Here is a 15556-nt window from a genome sequence, read left to right on the forward strand (position 1 = left end):
GGATAAGCATGCGGGACAAGGATCGGCCGCGGGAGCGGCCACTGGCCGGGGAGCGGGTATTGATCACGCGCAGCCCGGAGCGGTCGCTGGCGCTCGTGGACGCGCTGCAGGATGCAGGTGCCAGCGCACTCCTGCTGCCCTTGATCGACTTCGAGCGTGCGCCGGACCAGCACTCCCTCGATGTGGCCTGCGATGCCCTCGGTGCCGGGGCATTCGACTGGCTGGTGGTCAGCAGCGCCACTACAGTCCATGTGCTCACGGCCAAAGCCGCCGAACGTGGACTGGTGCCTGCCCAGTGGATCCCGGCTGCCACCCGCATAGCCGCGGTGGGGGCGGCGACGCGCAGGCTCCTGGAGGACCGGGGGCTTGCCGTGGCCCTGACACCAGCGGATGACCAGTCCGCGGCAGGCTTGCTCGCTGTGTGGGCGGGAGGGGACGGCAAGGTCCTGCTGCCGCAGGCGGACATCGCGTCACCGCGCCTGGCGGAAGGCTTGTCGGCAGCCGGAAGCACCGTGACGGCAGTGACCGCATACCGCACGGTGGACTACCCCGCCGCGGCGGAGCGCAGGCTGGCCATCCCGGCGGAAGGCGGGGGAGCGCCCCGGCAGCCGCCGTCGTACGCCCTGCTGACGCCTGAAGACGCCGCAGCTGAGCTGGCGGACGGCCGCCTCGACGCCGTCATTGCAGCTTCCCCCAGCGCCGCCCGGCGCATCCATGCGCTGTCCCCGTTGCTCGGGTGCCGCTTCGTGGCCATCGGGCGTTCGACGGCGGACCAGGCCGCCGCGCTTGGCATGCCGGTGGCTGCCATCGCGGCTGAGCCGTCGCCGGCAGGGCTTGTAGCCGCCGTCGCGGCAGCGCTCATCGCACCGGAGGATGAAGGCGGAGAACCACCCTGACGCGCGGGACGCCCGCCAGCGGCCACCCACTCACCGCCCGAACCAACGCCAAGGACAGGACCATGACTTTTCCCAGCCACCGCCCCCGCCGCCTGCGCACCACGCCCGCCATGCGCCGGCTGACCGCCGAAACCCGCCTGGCACCGGCGGAACTCATCCTTCCCGCCTTCATCCGTGAAGGCCTCACGGAACCCAACCCCATCACCTCCATGCCGGGCGTTGTCCAGCACACCACGGAAACCCTGAAGCGTGCTGCTGCTGAAGCGGTGGAGCTCGGTCTGGGCGGCATCATGCTGTTCGGCATCCCGGAAACCCGGGACGCCGAGGGAACGGCGTCCCTTGACCCGGATGGCGTCCTGAACAAGGCCATCAGGGACGTGCGCGCCGAGGTGGGAGACGACCTGGTGGTCATGAGCGACGTGTGCCTGGACGAATTCACGGACCACGGCCACTGCGGCGTGCTCGACGCCGACGGATACGTGGACAACGACCGCACCGTGGAGATTTACGCACGCATGGCCGTGGCCCAGGCTGACGCCGGCGCCCACATGCTGGGCCCCTCCGGCATGATGGACGGCCAAATCGCCGCCATCCGTTCCGCCCTGGACGGTGCGGGCCACACCAGCACATCCGTTATCGCGTACTCCGCCAAATACGCCTCCGCTTTCTACGGCCCGTTCCGCGAAGCTGTCGACTCCCAGCTGAAAGGCGACCGGCGGACCTACCAGATGGACGCCGGGAACCGCACGGAGGCCCTTCGCGAGGTGGAACTGGACCTCGCAGAGGGGGCCGACATCGTGATGGTCAAACCCGCCATGAGCTACCTGGACATCGTGGCCGATGTCGCCGCCATGAGCCCGGTCCCGGTGGCGGCGTACCAGATCTCCGGCGAATACGCCATGATCGAGGCCGCTGCCGCCAACGGCTGGATCGACCGGCGCGCCGCCATCACCGAGTCCGTGCTGGGCATCCGGCGCGCCGGCGCCCACATGGTCCTGACCTACTGGGCCGCCGAACTGGCCGGCTGGCTGAAGGAGTCCTGATGAGCGACACCCCGGCTCCCCGATCCGCAGCGGTTCCCGAGGGTCCCACCACCCCGGTTGGACCAGGCCGGATCCTCCTGGGCCTGAACACGTTCGGCGATGTCGGTGAGAACCCGGACGGAAGCCCGCAGCCGCATGCCCGGGTGCTGCGCCAGCTGCTGGAAGAGGCCCAACTGGCGGACGCCGTCGGACTCCATGCTTTTGGCGTGGGCGAGCACCACCGCAAGGACTACGCGGTGTCCGCGCCGGAAGTCTTCCTCGCCGCCGCTGCCGCCCGCACCACCCGGATCCGGCTGGGCTCGGCGGTCACCGTCCTGAGCTCCGATGATCCCATCAGGGTGTTCCAGCGGTTCTCCACCGTGGACGCCATCTCCAACGGCCGTGCCGAAGTCATGCTGGGCCGCGGCTCCTTCATCGAATCGTTTCCGCTGTTCGGACTGGACCTGGCCGACTACGAGGTCCTGTTCGAGGAGAAACTCGAGCTGTTCGACAAGGTCCGGGCGCAGAAACCGGTGCACTGGGAAGGCCGCACCAGGCCGGCCGTGTCCGGGCTGAGCGTGTACCCGCCGCTGGAGCGCCACCTGCTGCCCACCTGGATCGGAGTGGGCGGCACGCCGGAATCCGTACTGCGCTGCGCCCAGTACGGCTACCCCATCATTTTCGCCATCATCGGCGGCCAACCCCGCGCCTTCCGTCCGCTCGTGGACCTGTACCGGGAAGCCATGGCCAAGTACGGCCACCCCATGCAGCAGGTCGCCACCCATTCACCCGGACACGTGGCGGACACCGACGAGCAGGCCCGCGAGGAACTCTTCCCGCACTGGCTGAAGCTGCGGAACAAACTTGGCGCGGAGCGGGGCTGGGGACCGGCGGGGAGGGGCGAGTTCGACGCCCTGTGCGCACCCGAGGGCGCACTCTACGTCGGCTCTCCCGAGACGGTGGCCCGGAAGATCGTCCTGCTGAAGCAGAACCTGGGCGTCGACCGATTCGACCTCAAATACAGCAATGGGCCGCTGCCGCACTCCGCCATGATGCGCTCCATTGAGCTGATGGGCACGGCGGTGGCACCCCGCGTGGCAGAACTGCTCGGCACCTGACGCATCCGGCAAAAGACAGCGCCGGCCACCTGAGAGAATAGGAACCATGACTTCCAGCAACCCTCGCAACGAGGAACTTTTCGACCGCGCCCGCCAGCTCATGCCGGGCGGGGTCAACTCGCCGGTCCGTGCCTTCGGGTCCGTGGGCGGAACGCCGCGTTTCATGGTCTCAGCCAAGGGTCCGTACCTGACCGACGCCGACGGCAAGGAATACGTGGACCTGGTCTGCTCCTGGGGTCCGGCGCTGCTGGGCCACGCCCACCCCGCTGTTCTGGACGCGGTCCACGCGGCCGTGGACCGCGGACTGTCCTTCGGCGCCTCCACCCCGGATGAGGCGAACCTGGCCGAAATCGTCAAGGAACGCGTTCCCGCCGTCGAACGCCTCCGGATGGTGTCCACCGGCACCGAGGCCACCATGACCGCCGTCCGCCTGGCGCGCGGCTTCACGGGACGCAACCTCATCATCAAGTTCGCCGGCTGCTACCACGGCCACCTGGACGGCCTCCTCGCGGCTGCAGGTTCCGGCGTCGCCACCCTCGCCCTGCCCGGCTCCGCAGGTGTCACGGAGGCCACCGCCGCAGAAACCCTGGTGCTTCCCTACAACGACCTCACCGCCGTCAAGGAAGCCTTCGCCGCGCACGGGCAGAACATCGCGGCCGTGATCACGGAAGCCGCCCCCGCCAACATGGGCGTGGTGACCCCGGGGGAAGGCTTCAACCTTGGCCTGTCACGCATCACCCGTGAACACGGGGCACTGCTCATCGTGGACGAGGTGCTCACCGGTTTCCGTACCGGCTACTCAGGCTACTGGGGGCTTACCGGCGGAGCGCCCGACGCCGCCGAGCCGTGGACCCCGGACCTGCTCACCTTCGGCAAGGTCATCGGCGGAGGAATGCCGACGGCGGCCCTCGGCGGGCGTGCCGACGTCATGGACTACCTGGCCCCCACGGGTCCCGTCTACCAGGCCGGAACGCTCTCCGGAAACCCGGTGGCGATGGCGGCCGGTGTGGCCACCCTGACCCACGCCACCCGGGACGTTTACTCCTTTATCGATGTCCGCTCGCTGGAACTTTCCTCGGCCCTGTCCAGCGCCCTGGACTCCGCCGGGGTGGACCACTCCATCCAGTTCGCCGGCAACCTCTTCTCGGTGGCCTTCGGCACCTCGGCCAACGGCGTCCACAACTACGCCGACGCCCAGGCGCAGGAAAGCTTCCGCTACGCGCCGTTCTTCCACTCGATGCTGGAGGCCGGGGTATACCTGCCGCCGTCGGTGTTCGAGGCCTGGTTCCTCTCCGCCGCGCACGATGACACGGCCATGAACCGGATCTTCGACGCACTGCCGGCCGCAGCGAAGGCCGCCGCCGCGGCGCAAGGCTAGCTCCGCCGTCGTTCCCCATTCCTCAACACAAAGAAATCCCCGCCTTCCGGACAAATCTCCCTTGCGTGCAAGGGGGAAAAGTCCGGGAGGCGGGGATTTCTGGCTGTGCCTGCCTGTGAACTTAGAGGACGTCCGAGAGGAAGCCCTTCAGCCGGTCCGTCCGGGGCGCGGTGAAGATCTGCTCCGGCGGGCCGGATTCCACCACAACGCCGGCATCCATGAAGGTCACGGTGTCCGACACGTTGCGGGAGAATCCCATCTCGTGGGTTACGACCACCATGGTCATGCCGCCCTTCGCCAGGTCGGCCATCAGCGCCAGGACGCCTTTGACGAGCTCCGGGTCAAGGGCCGAGGTCGCCTCATCGAAGAACATGACCTCAGGCTTCATGGCCAGGGCCCGGGCAATAGCCACACGCTGCTGTTGTCCGCCGGAAAGGTTGGCCGGGCGGGAGTCGGCCTTGTGCTTCAGGCCCACCAGGTCCAGCTGTTCCAGGGCTTCGGCGCGGGCCTGATCCTTGGACAGCTTCCGCAGCTTCCGCAGCGCCAGGGACACATTGTCCACCACCGTTTTGTGCGGGAACAGGTTGAACTGCTGGAACACCATGCCGATCCGCTGGCGGAGTTCGTCAGGGTTGTCCTTCAGTACCGAACGGCCGTCCAGGAGAATGTCACCCTGGTCGGGTTCGATCAGCCGGTTCATCACGCGCAACAGCGTGGACTTGCCGGATCCTGACGGGCCGATCACAGAGGCCGTAGTGCCCTTCTCCACATGCAGGTCAATGCCGCGGAGAACATGGTTGTGGCCGAAGGAAAGGTGCAGGTTCTTTCCGGTCAGGGTTCCGGAAGCGAATTCCGTCATGCCTGTGCCCCCTTGCCGATAGGCGCTGCCAGCTCGTCCGGTTCCTTCTTTTCCGGCTTGCCGGTGCGCAGCCGGTTGTCGATGAAGTTCACGAAGTGCGTCAGCGGGACGGTCAGGATCAGGTACAGCACCCCGGCGGCCACCAGCGGAGACAGGTTTCCGGTATTGGCCATGGCGTCATTTCCGATCCGGAAAATTTCCCGGTCGGAAGCAGCGAGTCCGAGCATGAACACCAGCGACGAATCCTTCAGCAGCGAGATGAACTGGTTCACCAGTGCGGGCAGGACCCGCCGGATTCCCTGCGGCACCACCACCAGGCGCATGGAACTGCCGTAGCTGAATCCCAGCGCCCGGGAAGCCTCAAGCTGGCCCTTCTCAACGCTTTGGATACCCGAACGGAAAATTTCACCGATGTAGGCAGCCGCGATCAGGGTCAGGGCGAGGATTCCCAGGGGGTACGGGTTCCGGGACCCGGTGATTTCCCTGGCGATGGGGCTGAGCCCGATGCCGATGACCAGGATCACCAGGATGGCGGGCAGGCCACGGAAGATGTCGGTGTAGATACGTGCCACCCACCGGGCTCCCGCGTTGCGGGAAATGCCCATCATGGCCAGCGCGAGTCCCAGCAGGGAACCGAAGATGCCGGAAGCCACAGCCAGTATCAGCGTGTTGGGCAGGCCCACCATGAGCAGGGCGGGAATGACTTTGGCCATTTCCTCCCAGTTGAAGAAAGTGTCAGCCAGTTGGTCCAAGAGATCCATAAACGTCCCGGCTCAATCAGTTCTGCGGAACCGTGGCGGCCTTGCTGCCCGGCTTCCAGTCGGCCGGCATCTCGCGGTCCGGGTACCACTCCTTGGTCAGCTTGGACCAGGTTCCGTCGGCGATCACGGCGTCAAGGCCGGAGTTCAGCGCGTCGATCAGCGGCTGGTTGTCCTTGGCCACGGCGTAGGCGGTGAAGTTCTGTGTGTTGACGACGGATTCGGCAATGACGGTGCCGTCGCCTTCCTTGACCTGGCCGGTCGCCTGCTGGGACGGCGCCACCCAGGCGTCCACCTGGCCGTTGCGCACGTTGGCGTACACGGTGGCGTAGTCCGGGAAGCGGATCGGCTCGAGTTTGAGGGTGTTGGTGACGTAATCGTCCTGGACGGTGCCCTGGACCACGCCGATGCGAAGGTCGCCGGTGAGGTCGTCGAAGCCCTTGACGTCGCTGTCGGTCTTGGCAACCACGGCCATGAAGCCAAAGTCGTAACCGTTGGTGAAGCCGACGTTCTGGCGGCGGGCGTCCGTGGTGGAGATGGAGGAGGATCCGACGTCGAACTGCTTGGTCTGCACCTGGGACAGGAGCGCCGAGAAATCGGTGGCCACGAATTCGACCTCAAGGCCGAGCTCGCCGGCGATCGCGCGCAGCAGTTCGTTGTCGTAGCCCGTGAACTTGCCCGAGGGGTCGATGAAAATGTTCGGCGGGGCGTCGGACAGGGTGCCCACCTCAAGCTTGCCTTCGGTGTTCAGGCCCAGCTTGGTCGTGTCGATCTGGTCGACCGGGGTGACGTCGGCGGTGGTGTACTTGTCCAGCGTCTGCTGGTCGCTGCCGGCGAGGGCGTCCGTGGGTGTCCCTGTCGGCTCGGCGGAGCCTGAGCCGCACGCGGCGAGGGAGGCAGCCAGGGCGAGTGCCACGGGAGCCGTGGTGAGCCACTTCATCGCTTTGATTTTCATCAAGTTGTCGCTTTCATCTGAGTCATTAGTCAACCGGGCCGCGAGGCTGCGCTGGTGGCGCCTGGCACCTGCCCGGCGCTGTTCAAGCACGGCAGGGCAGGGGTGACCGCAAAACTTTATTCTCTCACCTGCGCTTTTTCGGTTGTGATTCGAACAAAAGCACCCCTGATCCGGTCAGTAGCAAAGGCTATTCAATGGGTCGGCGATAATACGCTCCGACTGAACGGTCTGGGCAAGGGTATGCCGAATGCGGGAGGTGGTTGTCTGCCCGCCAATGTGAAGCCCTGTTACTGTGACTTGCCTCGCATCCGTGCGGCAGCACGATGTCAGAAGCCGCCGAGGCTCGCGTCCTGCGGGGGGAGTACCGGCCAGTCGCCCTCGATGACGGCAGCCGGCTTGGTTTTCCGGAGGTAGCCCTGGAAGTCAGCCGCCTGGCTTGTGGCCCAGTCCACCTGCAGCTGGTGCAGCTGGGTCGCGGGCATCATCAGCTTTGGGAATTTCCCGGCCATGGCGTCCAGGACCCGCAGCGTTGCCAGGGCATCGGCCGCAGACGTGTGGGCATTGTCCAGGACCACCCCATACTCTTCACACAGCGCCGTCAGGGTGCGCTTGCCCTTCCGGTAGCGGTCCACCTGCTTGTTCATGATGTAGGGGTCCAGGACCGGGAAGCGGCTCAGCTGGGGCACGCCGTAGCGCGCCGATTCCGCGGCCAGGACAGTGAAATCGTAGCTTGCGTTGAAAGCGATGACGGGGATGTTCGTGTCAAAAAGGTCCTGCAGGACGGCGGCAAGTTCCTGCGTTACTTCGTGTGCAGGCCTGCCCTCCCGCCGGGCCTTTTCGGTGGTGACACCGTGTACGTCGCTGGCTTCCGTGGGAATCTCCACCCCGGGATCGGCCAGCCACTCATGTTCCCTGATGACGTCGCCGTTGTGGTCCACCACCGTTACGGAGGCCGTGACAATACGTGCAGCCCGCGAGTTGCGGCCCGTGGTTTCGAGGTCGAACGCTGCGCGGGGGAGGGTGTTCCAGGTGCTCATATATCAACGCTAAAGGGCACCACTGACAATTCCGTGGAGCGCCACTGCCGCTAGATTGGATCGATGCGGATTGAGTACGTGGAGGCAGTGCTGGCCATCGTGGAACTGGTGCCCGCCGCATCCGCCGTGGCGTACGGCGACGTTGCCGAGCTTCTGGGCTCCGGCGGCCCCAGGCAGGTGGGCGCCGTCATGAGCCACTACGGGAGCGGCGTGCCCTGGTGGCGGATCCTCAAGGCGAGCGGCCATGCACCTGCCGGGCACGAGGCTGAGGCCCTCCGCCACTACCTTGCCGAGGGGACGCCCCTCCTGGGCGCCTATTTCGAATACCAGCGGACCGGGGAAGGACGCTGGCGTGTGGATCTTCAGGCCGCCCGGTGGGCGCCCGCCGAAGATGAACTGGACGTGATTGATGCCGTTGCCGAGGAGCTGGAGCGGCGGCTGCCTGGATTGTCGGTGGCTGATGATGGAATGTCTGTGTGACAGTAACAACGCCCTTCACCGGTCCACGTGACGAGTACCGGGATGACTCCCCGGAAGGTCCTGCACCTGATGCGGACGCAACGGCGGGCCCTGGAGCCGGCAGCACGGACCGCAGTCAGGGAAGCCCGGCCGCGACAGGCCTAAGGCTGCTGCCGCCCCGCCACGTCCATGCGGCAGAGCCCCTGCTGTCGGCGGACCAGCAGGCCGCGGTTGATGTTCCCCAGGGGGCCGGGCCGGTACTGATGCCCGGTGCCCCGGGAACCGGCAAGACCACCACCCTCGTCGAGGCCGCCGTCCGCCGGGCGTTCAGGGACGGCGTGGATCCAGAGCGCATGCTGATCCTGGCACCAAGCCGGCTCGCAGCAGACACCCTTCGTGACCGCTTCACCGCACGGCTGGACAGGAGCCTGAGCACAACGCCGGCGCGTACCTGGGCGTCCTACGCCTTCGATGTCATCAGGCGCGCCAAAGCTGAAGGGCTCCTGTCCTTGTCCAGGCCGCCGAGGCTCCTCTCCGGGCCGGAGCAGGACCTCATCATCAAGGAACTCCTTGAAGGACACCGGCTCCCGGGCCTGGAACTGCCCTGGCCTGCCGATATGGAGGGGGCGCTGGAAACGCGCGGCTTCCGGCAGGAAGTCCGGCAGTTGTTTGATCGGATCATCGAATCAGGGCGCACCCCGGAGGACCTGGTGCGGCTCGGACGTGACTGCGGCAGGCCGGACTGGGTTGCCGCTGCTGCGCTGTACTCGGAGTACCGGGACATCCTGGACCTGCGGATGCCTGAGGCTTTCGACCCCGCCGGGATCATCACGGCCGCCCGGCAGGTCTTCCAGGATTTTCCTGCGTTCCTGGCCGCGGAACGGGACCGGCTGCAGGTCATCCTCGTGGACGACATCCAGGAGGCCAACCCCGCAGTCTTTGAGCTGCTGGCCGATATAGCGGGCGGCAAGGACTCCTTCGTCACCTTCTGCCCGGACACCGTCGTCCAAGGCTTCCGTGGGGCAAGGCCGGACCTCGTCGCGGAGCTGCCGCACCTGCTGTCGCCGGGGGCGCCAGTGGTGGAGCGTCCGCTGCGGCATGCCCACCGGCAAGCTACCGCGGTTGCCGGTGCCTGGCTAAGTGTCGCCGGACGGATCTCCCAGCGGGCGGGCGGCCAGCTGGCCAGGCGCCTCGATCAGCCTGGCGGCGACGAGCCGGAAGGGGCAGTGGAAGCACACCTTGTTCCATCCGCCGTTCACGAACTGCGGTACGTGGCCCAGCGGATCCTGGACCAGCACATCAACCACGGCCGTGACCTGGCCGACGTCGCGGTCATTGTGCGCAACGGCGCCCAGGTCAGCGAGTTCCAGCGTTATCTGTCCGGACAGGGAATCGCCGTGCGTGTTCCCGTGGCAGAGTCCGCTGTCCGGGATGAGGTGGCCGTCCGTCCGCTGCTTGATGCCTTCGCCATCGCGTTGGACCCGGCACTGCTCACCCCCGAGGCCGCCGTATCGCTGCTGACCTCGCGGATCGGCGGGGCAACGTCCATCGAGCTCCGCCGGCTGCGGCAATCGCTGAGAAGGGAAGAAATCCTGGGAGGCGGAGGCCGGACCAGCGACGCACTGCTGGTCGAAGCGCTGCTGGAGCCTAACGCGCTGTCAAGCCTTGGCATCGAGGGCCGTGCCGCACGCCGTGCGGCACGCATGATCCAGGCAGGCAGCAGGGCGGCTGCTGAACCGGGGGCCAACGCTGAATCAGTCCTCTGGGCCCTCTGGGACTCCACCGGGCTCGCCGGCGCCTGGACCGAAACGGCGCTCTCCGGCGGACCCCACGGGGCGCGTGCGGACCGTGACCTGGACGCCATGATGGCGCTCTTCCACACCGCGGAGCGGTACGTAGACCAGATGCCCGGGGCAGGCCCCGAGCAGTTCCTTGAATATCTCCTGAACCAGGAGCTCCCCATGGACACCCTTGCCGCACGCGCACAGGTGGATGACGCCGTGGAGCTGATGACGCCTGCCAGTGCAGCCGGACGTGAATGGCCGGTGGTGATTGTTGCCGGCCTCCAGGAGGGCGTCTGGCCCAACACCCGGCTCCGCGGCGAGCTTCTTGGAAGCACCCTGTACAGCGATGCGGTGGAGCACGGCGCAGGCTACGCCCTGCAACGGGATCCCTTGAGCCGGCTTCGCGATATCCGGTATGACGAGCTCCGGAGCTTCTCCACAGCAGTGTCCCGGGCCCGCGAACTGCTGGTATGCACCGCCGTATCCTCCGAGGACGACCAGCCGTCCTCATTCCTCGACTATGTGGCGCCCTTGGCTCCTGGCCAGGAAACCCGCGGCTTCACTGCAGTAGAGCGCCCCATGACGCTCCGGGCGCTCGTTGCCGAACTGCGGCAGCACGCCCAGCTGGACGGAACGGACGCTCCGCAGGCCGAGGAAGCGGCCAGGGTGCTTGCGCGCCTGGCCAGGGCAGAGCCGCCCGTTCCGGGCGCGCATCCGCAGAGCTGGTGGGGCCTTCCCCCGCTGAGCTCCGAAGCGGCGGTGGTTCCACCCGGCGGCACGGTGTTCGTGTCACCGTCAAAAGTGGAGACAGTCCATAAATCACCGCTCGACTGGTTCGTCCAGGCCGCAGGGGGTGAGGCTGCCACCGACTTCGCCCGAAGCCTGGGCACCCTGGTCCACGCGATTGCCCAGGAACTGCCTGACGCCTCCGGCTCCGAGTACGTCGCGGAACTCGTCCGGCGCTGGCCTGCGCTGGGCATGAAGGACAATTGGGAGGGCAGGCTTGATTTCCAGCGTGCCGAGTCCATGGTGCGAAAGCTGGCCCAGTATGTCCTCCTGATGCGGAGCGAGGGCAGGAGCCTCGTTGGCGTTGAGCAGGATTTCGAGGTGACGCTTGGAACAGTCCCCGTTGATGATGCCCGTGACCGGGACGCGGTCCTGCGCGGCCAGGTGGACCGGCTGGAGATCGATGCCGAGGGCCGTCTGGTGATTGTGGACCTGAAGACGGGAAAACGTCAGCCCGGCAAGGGGGAACTGGCCCGGCATCCGCAGCTGGGTGCCTACCAGGCAGCGGTGCTTGCCGGCGGGTTCGACGACGGTCCGGGCAGCCACGCGGGCCCGGTACCCGGCGGGGCGGTACTGGCCCAGCTGGGAACCGGAGCAAAAAATCCGGCCATCCAGCAGCAGGACCCGATCGATCAGCAGGACAACTGGGCCCTGGACATGGTGAAGGATGCAGCTTCGGTAATGGGCGGCAGGGCCTTCGAGGCACGGCACGATCCGTCCAAAGGCAGCCACGGCGGCCACGGCTGCCGGCTCCCCGAGGTCTGTCCGTTGTGCGTGCGTGGAAGGCAAGTGACTGAATGATGCAGGACGTGCAAGAGCAGGAGGCTACCCTTGCCGCTGGACCTTCAGGTGCCACGGCCATGGCTGCCCGGGAGATGGCCGCTGCCGCCACACCGCCCCGGCCGCGGTTCAGCCCGGAAGAGCTTTCCGTGCTGCTGGGTGAAAAGAACATGCCCACCGCGGAACAGTCGGCGATCATTGCGTCGCCGCTGACCCCGCGGCTGGTCATTGCGGGGGCAGGATCGGGGAAGACAGCCACCATGGCGGACCGCGTGGTGTGGCTCGTGGCCAACGGGTGGGTCAGGCCGGAGGAAGTCCTGGGCGTGACCTTCACCCGGAAGGCAGCCGGTGAACTCGCGTCGCGCATCCGTGCGAAGCTGGCTGCCCTCCAGCGCCTGGTTGCCCAGGACAGGATGGCCCAGGACAAGGCTGAGCGGGATAACGGTCACGGGGTTTTCCCGGAGGGACTGCTCAGCAGCGACGCCCTGGAACCGAAAGTTTCCACCTACCACTCGTTCGCCAGCGGCATTGTCTCCGACTACGGGCTCCGGCTGGGAGTGGAGCGTGATGTGGTCCTGCTGGGCGGTGCGCAGGCCTGGCAGCTGGCGAGTGAGGTCGTGGAGGCCTACGACGGCGAATACGGGCATTTCCGGGCTGCCAAGTCCACGCTGGTCAAGGCAGTCATCCAGCTGGCCGGTGAATGCGCCGAGCACCTCCAGGAGCCCGAGGACGTCGAAGCCTGGCTGATGGCGCGGTTGTCCGACTTCGAGTCACTCCCTTACCTTGCCGACAAAAAGAAGAACCCCCCGCAGGCAGCGGCCGATCTCGCCGGGATGCTGCGGACCAGGGCATCCGTGGCCGACATGGTGGGACGCTACGCAGCGGCCAAGCGGGCCCGTGGTGCACTGGACTTCGGCGACCTGGTGGCCCTCGCTGCCCGAGTGGCACGCGAAGTCCCGCTGGCTGCCCAGATGGAGCGGCAGCGCTACAAAGTGGTACTGCTGGACGAGTTCCAGGACACGTCCCACGCCCAGCTCGTTCTGTTTTCGCGGCTCTTCGGCGGCGGACATGCGGTGACGGCCGTGGGTGATCCCAACCAGTCGATTTACGGATTCCGCGGAGCGTCGGCCGGGCAGCTCTTCCATTTTGTCCGGGAGTTTCCGGTGAGGACGGGGACCACCGGTCAGGCGGCAGCGGAGAAAGGTGCCGCGGGGGTGCGGGCCGCGGAGGACACCGGGCCCTGGGCTCCTGCGCCGACGTCCTACCTGACGACGGCCTGGCGGAACGGCCGCTCGATCCTGGCCGCGGCCAACGTCATGTCCGAATCCCTGGGCCGGGCGGCCGAGCAGCGCGGCCCCGCCGGCGGGGGAGGATCCGTGGCCCCCGAAGTTCCGCCGCTGCAGCCCAGTCCGCACGCGGCGGCAGGATCCGTGGTGCTGGGCCGGTTTGCCAGCGACGTGGACGAAGCTGCCGCGCTCGCTGAAGACATCCTGAAATACCGTGTGACGGACTTTGAGCTCAAGCCTGACGGTTCCCCGGTTCCGCCCGCTATCGCCGTTCTGTGCCGGCGTCGTGCGCAAATGGAACCCATCCGGCGCCAGCTGGAGGCCCGCGGCATCGCCTATGAGATCGTCGGTCTCGGCGGCCTCCTCGATACACCGGAAATCGTGGATCTGGTGGCCACCTTGCGCGTCCTCGCCGACCCCGGCCGCTCCGACGCGCTGATGCGCCTGCTCGCGGGGGCCCGCTGGCGGATAGGCCCGGCAGATTTGATGGCGCTGAGGGACTGGTCCAGCCAGCTCGCCCGGCGACGCGGCCAGGCCGGAGCGGCCGATGACACCGTGCCGGATGCAGAACCGGCCGTCCTGGAAGGCGACCTGACAGACGCCGCCAGCCTGGTGGAAGCCCTGGACTGGCTGCCGCGGGAGGGGTGGATTTCATCGAACGGCAGGTCCCTCACCCCGGCCGCGCGCGGGCGGATGCTCCGGCTTTCGGCGGAGCTGCGCCAGCTCCGGGGCTACCTGGGAGACGACCTCACCACCCTGCTGGGGGAAGTGGAAAGGGCCATGCTCCTTGATATCGAGGTTGCCGCAAGGCCGGGCATCAGCATCCACCAGGCCCGCCGGAACCTTGACGCCTTCCAGGATGCAGCCGCCGGCTTCCTGCGCACCTCCCAGCGCGTGGATATCCTTGCCTTCCTGTCCTGGCTGGAAGCGGCATCAGCTGAAGAAAACGGCCTGGAAGCACCGCCGAGCGATGTCAACCGCGAGGCCGTCCAGCTGCTCACCGTGCATGCCTCCAAAGGCCTGGAATGGGATGTTGTCTTCGTTCCGGGGCTGAATGCCAAGGACTTTCCCAGCGACCGTGACTCACGCTGGAGCAGCGGATCCGCGGCCCTGCCCTGGCCGCTGCGCGGTGACCGGGCGGACCTGCCCCAGTGGGACCTGGACCAGCCGGACCAGAAAGGATGGCTGGACGCGGAAAAGGACTTCAAGGCAGCCGTCCAGGCGCACGGGGAGTCGGAGGAACGCCGCCTGGCCTACGTGGCCTACACCCGGGCCAAGCACGTCCTCTGGGCGTCCAGCGCAGCCTGGGTGGGGTCGAGGTCCGGGCGGGCTGACATGTCACCGTTCCTGGCAGAGCTGGAGCCAATGGCCGCACCGGCCCGCGAAGGTCTTCCGGTGCAGGCAGGCATCCACCCACGGTCTGTGGAGGAGGCTGCGTTGCCGGACGCCAGCCCACTGACCCTCGATGTGGAGGTGGCCGGATGGCCCTACGATCCCTTGGAGGGGCCGGTGGATCCCCGTACGGGTGGCCGCCTCCGCCTTGCCGGGGGCCGCAGGGATGCCATGGAACGGGCGGCCACCCGGGTGGCGGCTGCCCTGGAGGCCATGCACCATGGACGGGCCCTGCCCCATGAGCCGGCCCTGCCCCTGCCGGACACCGGAGCGCCCGCGAATGCTTTGTCCGGCCAGGACACCATCATGGTCCCGGATCCGCAGCTCAGCGGCCCGGCTGCCGGCTGGGCGAGGGAAGCAGCGCTCCTGCTGGAACGCCGGGCAAGGAAGTCGTCCGGCCAGGAAGTCCACCTTCCCACCCATATTTCCGCATCCACACTTGTGGACCTCAATGAAGACCCGGAGGCGGTGCTCTGGCGGCTCCGCAGGCCGGTGCCGCGGGAACCGGGCATGTCGGCACGGAAGGGAACAGCATTCCACGCCTGGGTGGAAGAGTACTTCGGGAGTGCAGGCATGCTCGACCTCGGCGAGGCACCGGGCTCCGATGACCACATCGATGCGGCCTACGACCTCGACGCCATGGTGGCCACCTTCAGGTCCTCCCCATGGGCCCACCGCTCCCCGGCCTTTGTTGAGGTCCCGGTGGAAACCCGTGTTGGGGAGGTTGTGGTCCGTGGACGTATCGACGCCGTCTTCCAGGACGCGGACGGTCGCTGGGACCTGGTGGACTGGAAGACCGGACGGCGGCCGTCCGGGACCCAGTTGCGGACCCGGGCAGTGCAGCTGGCCGTGTACCGGCTGGCGTGGTCGCGGCTGAAAGGCGTGCCCTTGGAGGATGTCCGGGCGGCGTTCTTCTACGTTGCGGACAACGAGATTGTGCGGCCGCATGACCTCGGATCCGCTGACCAGCTGGAGGAGATGGTGGCGGCTGCCTTCACCTCTGCCTGATAGGCGCGTCGTGGACGTTGGTTAGCTGACACCCGCCC

The 15556-nt window shown here is 67.3% G+C and carries 11 protein-coding genes; 7 read left to right on the forward strand and 4 right to left on the reverse strand.

Annotated features, from left to right (window positions below):
• The first annotated feature begins 8 nt into the window (after nt 1-8).
• From AC6CHP_RS02555 to hemL, 4 genes are all read left to right on the forward strand, one after another.
• Nucleotides 9-896, forward strand: a complete 888-nt coding sequence (locus AC6CHP_RS02555) for a uroporphyrinogen-III synthase (protein WP_498228092.1) — start codon at nt 9-11, stop codon at nt 894-896.
• A 62-nt stretch (nt 897-958) separates the two neighbouring features.
• Nucleotides 959-1939, forward strand: coding sequence for a porphobilinogen synthase (gene hemB, locus AC6CHP_RS02560; protein WP_363955397.1), 981 nt, complete (start codon nt 959-961; stop codon nt 1937-1939).
• The gene (locus AC6CHP_RS02565) at nt 1939-3036 is read left to right on the forward strand and encodes an LLM class flavin-dependent oxidoreductase (RefSeq protein ID WP_188727674.1); all 1098 of its coding nucleotides are present in this window, start codon (nt 1939-1941) and stop codon (nt 3034-3036) included. The genes hemB and AC6CHP_RS02565 overlap by 1 nt, the downstream gene beginning before the upstream one ends.
• Before the next feature lie 46 nt (nt 3037-3082).
• Nucleotides 3083-4414 (forward strand): glutamate-1-semialdehyde 2,1-aminomutase, encoded by a 1332-nt coding sequence (hemL, locus tag AC6CHP_RS02570; RefSeq protein WP_498228093.1) that lies wholly within the window; start codon nt 3083-3085, stop codon nt 4412-4414.
• Between the two features lie 121 nt (nt 4415-4535).
• Here the strand turns inward: hemL and AC6CHP_RS02575 are convergent, their stop codons facing one another.
• From AC6CHP_RS02575 to AC6CHP_RS02590, 4 genes are all read right to left on the reverse strand, one after another.
• Nucleotides 4536-5273: an amino acid ABC transporter ATP-binding protein gene (locus AC6CHP_RS02575; protein ID WP_188727678.1), complete on the reverse strand. Its 738-nt coding sequence runs from the start codon at nt 5271-5273 to the stop codon at nt 4536-4538.
• Nucleotides 5270-6034 carry an amino acid ABC transporter permease gene (locus AC6CHP_RS02580; protein WP_066277429.1) on the reverse strand — a complete coding sequence of 255 codons (765 nt, stop codon included), beginning with the start codon at nt 6032-6034 and terminating at the stop codon, nt 5270-5272. Before AC6CHP_RS02580 ends, AC6CHP_RS02575 begins: the two co-directional genes overlap by 4 nt.
• A 16-nt stretch (nt 6035-6050) precedes the next feature.
• The gene (locus AC6CHP_RS02585) at nt 6051-6986 is read right to left on the reverse strand and encodes an ABC transporter substrate-binding protein (RefSeq protein ID WP_104185175.1); all 936 of its coding nucleotides are present in this window, start codon (nt 6984-6986) and stop codon (nt 6051-6053) included.
• A gap of 326 nt (nt 6987-7312) precedes the next feature.
• On the reverse strand, nt 7313-8023 hold the full coding sequence (locus AC6CHP_RS02590; RefSeq protein WP_104185031.1) for a 3'-5' exonuclease: 711 nt from the start codon (nt 8021-8023) through the stop codon (nt 7313-7315).
• Between the two features lie 63 nt (nt 8024-8086).
• Between AC6CHP_RS02590 and AC6CHP_RS02595 the strand changes: the two genes are divergently transcribed.
• The 3 genes from AC6CHP_RS02595 to AC6CHP_RS02605 are packed head-to-tail and all read left to right on the forward strand — an operon-like array spanning nt 8087 to nt 15518.
• A complete protein-coding gene (locus AC6CHP_RS02595) occupies nt 8087-8503 on the forward strand; it encodes an MGMT family protein (protein WP_377193745.1) in 417 nt (138 codons plus the stop codon).
• On the forward strand, nt 8500-11853 hold the full coding sequence (locus tag AC6CHP_RS02600; protein WP_377193747.1) for an ATP-dependent helicase: 3354 nt from the start codon (nt 8500-8502) through the stop codon (nt 11851-11853). The genes AC6CHP_RS02595 and AC6CHP_RS02600 overlap by 4 nt, the downstream gene beginning before the upstream one ends.
• Before the next feature lie 59 nt (nt 11854-11912).
• Nucleotides 11913-15518, forward strand: coding sequence for an ATP-dependent helicase (locus AC6CHP_RS02605; protein WP_377193903.1), 3606 nt, complete (start codon nt 11913-11915; stop codon nt 15516-15518).
• Nucleotides 15519-15556 lie beyond the last annotated feature (38 nt).

The sequence above is a fragment of the Pseudarthrobacter sp. GQ63 genome (assembly GCF_059758765.1).